The sequence below is a fragment of the Mycoplasma marinum genome (assembly GCF_004335975.1).
In the GTDB taxonomy this organism is placed as follows: Bacteria; Bacillota_I; Bacilli_A; order Mycoplasmatales; family Metamycoplasmataceae; genus Mycoplasma_K; species Mycoplasma_K marinum.
The window spans coordinates 1-2654 of sequence record NZ_PSZO01000046.1 but is presented as its reverse complement, the minus strand read 5'-3'; the positions used below and the strand labels follow the sequence as shown (position 1 = coordinate 2654).

The 2654-nt window shown below is 26.6% G+C and carries 3 protein-coding genes; all 3 read right to left on the bottom strand.

Translation table 4 applies throughout. The annotated features are described in order from the left end of the window. Positions 1-161 precede the first annotated feature (161 nt). The gene (locus tag C4B24_RS05015; RefSeq protein WP_168388362.1) at positions 162-314 is read right to left on the bottom strand and encodes a hypothetical protein; all 153 of its coding nucleotides are present in this window, start codon (positions 312-314) and stop codon (positions 162-164) included. 79 nt (positions 315-393) lie between these two features. Continuing rightward, entirely contained in the window at positions 394-915 is a 522-nt protein-coding gene (locus C4B24_RS04550; protein ID WP_131599594.1) for a hypothetical protein, read from the bottom strand. Further along, the coding region (locus C4B24_RS05010; protein ID WP_168388361.1) for a hypothetical protein at positions 881-2654 on the bottom strand (1774 nt) is incomplete at its 5' end. The genes C4B24_RS05010 and C4B24_RS04550, both read right to left, overlap by 35 nt.

The window sequence follows — 2654 nt, the reverse complement described above, 5'->3', positions numbered from 1 at the left end:
ATAGATTCCTATCCAGGAATCTATTTTTGTACTCATTGCATATTGTTTAATGATTACCAACGAGTGAATTCGAACATTGATCTACTAATTTGGGGGGGTAATTTAGTAGCTTTATTCTTTTTTATCATTAATTTGTATAAGTTTTTGGATTAAAGATGTATTTAATGCAAATTATGAGCAATATCTTTAACTGTTAATCCGCTTTTGCCTTTATGCCCTTTTGCTGCACCTACATTGTTTGCCAGCATCTTAGCAAGTTTTTGGGCGTTATTTAAAATAGGTTTATCAACTTCATTTCAAAAAACAATGTTCAAACCTTCCCTTTTGTGTTTCGATCTTCTATTAGCTTTTGTTTTATTTATATCTGATGGAACATATTTTCATATTGATACTTTAGTATTTTATAAAAAAATCTAAATATCTTTTTTTTGATTTTTCATGCTTTCATGTTCATTTCAAATCACTTATTTCATTTCACTTAGAAATAATTTCAGTTATTAAAAAGTTGAAATTATTCACAGCATATTGGTGGAGGGCATATGTATAAATCGAGTTTGATGAATCAGAAATAAAGATTATTTCCTTATTCCACTTAAAAACTATTTGTTTATTTTTCTTCCTTGTTATTTTATTTATTTTTTTGAGGTTACCACCCTCAAAATAATTCATCTGCTTTTTAAGAATTAATGCTTCTTTTTCTGCATATTTAAAGATATGTTTTTTGATTTTTACAAGGGGAAGGCACATTTTTTTGAATTGTTTATTAGTGTCATATTCTCCATCAAATCAACCACTAATCACACGATTTCTATATTGATAATTTTCATCTGCTTCAACCCCATTGGAAATGTGATAAATTAAGACATCCAAATGCTGATTATTAATGATTGTTTTTCTCGTATTCTCTTTTATCATTTAAAATTTCCTCTTTTTCCTCATTCATGAAATAAAAATATTCACCCCATGTTGTATTTATTTTTTTAATATTATAATTTTTCTTTAAAAGTTTTTCTCTGCTATCAAAGTTGTTTGATGTGTATAATGAAATTTCGACTTGGTTACTAGTTATGGTATTTAGAACTTCAAGGAACTCTTTACTTTTAATGTCGTACAAAATTAAACAAAGTTTAGTTATTAAAACAAATTCCTTATACATCCATGCATTTGTTAAATTAAATTTATTGTAACCTCGTGTGAATAAGCGACTATCCTTAATTTTCTCTTGTTGCTGATCTTTGACATAGGAAAAGATTTTTCGCCATAAATTTATCGCGTCGTTATTATTATTGTTGTTGTTTATTATCCTCTCAAATAATAAATTAAATATTTTTATATCTTCGTTATCAAAACCCTTCATTGCATATGTAGAAACTTCCATTCCTTGTTCTTCTTTTTCAATCCTATTTTTCACCCCATTTAAAAATTTATTCGTCCAGTAATGATTGGTTATATTGTCTAATTTTGGGTACTTAAAACATAATTTTTTGAATATTTGAATTTGTTCTTTAATAACATTTAAATTCAATAAATGAATGGGATGAGTAGGTTCGTTCATTGAATATTTTTGTAATGTATCAAAGATTTTCCTAAACATCCTTATCACTTGGAATGAATGTTGAAGCATCAATCTTTCTCAAAGAGTATCTTTAGCAAATATACCAGTTTGCTTTTTATCATTTTTCAACTTTTCATTCCAGCTATAAAAATCTCCACATATGCGATCATGCTTTAAAATAAATTTCTTTGCATTACCAATCCCTCTTTTCTCACCTCTCAAAGTTATATTAGCCTCGTTTATCTGTTTATTTATAAAAGTAGCCATAGTTGAGTGTAAAACGCCTTTATTTTTAACTCTTATTTTCGTTAATAATTCAATTATTGAACTACTTGAATTAGAATTTGATGATACCATTCGGTAATTATTGGGGATTAGCATTTGATTTAAGAATATTTCCGTTTCTTCCGTTTCGCAAATCCCAAGCAACTTTTCAACTTTTAATTTCATCACTCTTGAAAAATCATTTCTCTCAAAGTTTTCGCCTGAAAAAAAGTAGTGCTTCTCAGATATTAAAAATTTTTGATTATCAACGCGCTTAAATAAATTATGCCTTTCATATAAAAAAGAATATCTAGATTCTAAATCAAAGGTGAAAATAAAAATCACAATTAAAAATCTAATTTTCTCGCTTGCAAGCTTATCAAAATCTTCCTTAACAGATGGTATTAAATTGGATATATCACGAGCTATATTCTCATATTCATTTTTTCTTAAAATTGAAATTTCTTTTTTCATTCTGTCTTTATGAGACATTTTTGCAAATTTAGAAATTAAATTAAAAAGTTTTTTGTCATAACTTTCTTTGAAGTAAATATTACATATATGCGAAAATAATGCAAGATAAACTATTGATGAAGCAACAATATAAAACATATAATCAGCTTTGGTTTGAGTGAATAATGCACAAACAGTTCCCGTCGAATGCAAAAGAATTGAAAATACTATAATTATGAGAATGTGTTTTGAATAAATCTTATCAGAAACAACCATCTTATAAGTTTCAGAAGTGACTTTATTCTTATTTTTAAATAGGGGTACAAATATACCAAAAAATAGAGTGATAATTGTTATATCAGCAAGTAAAAAAGGGTAATAC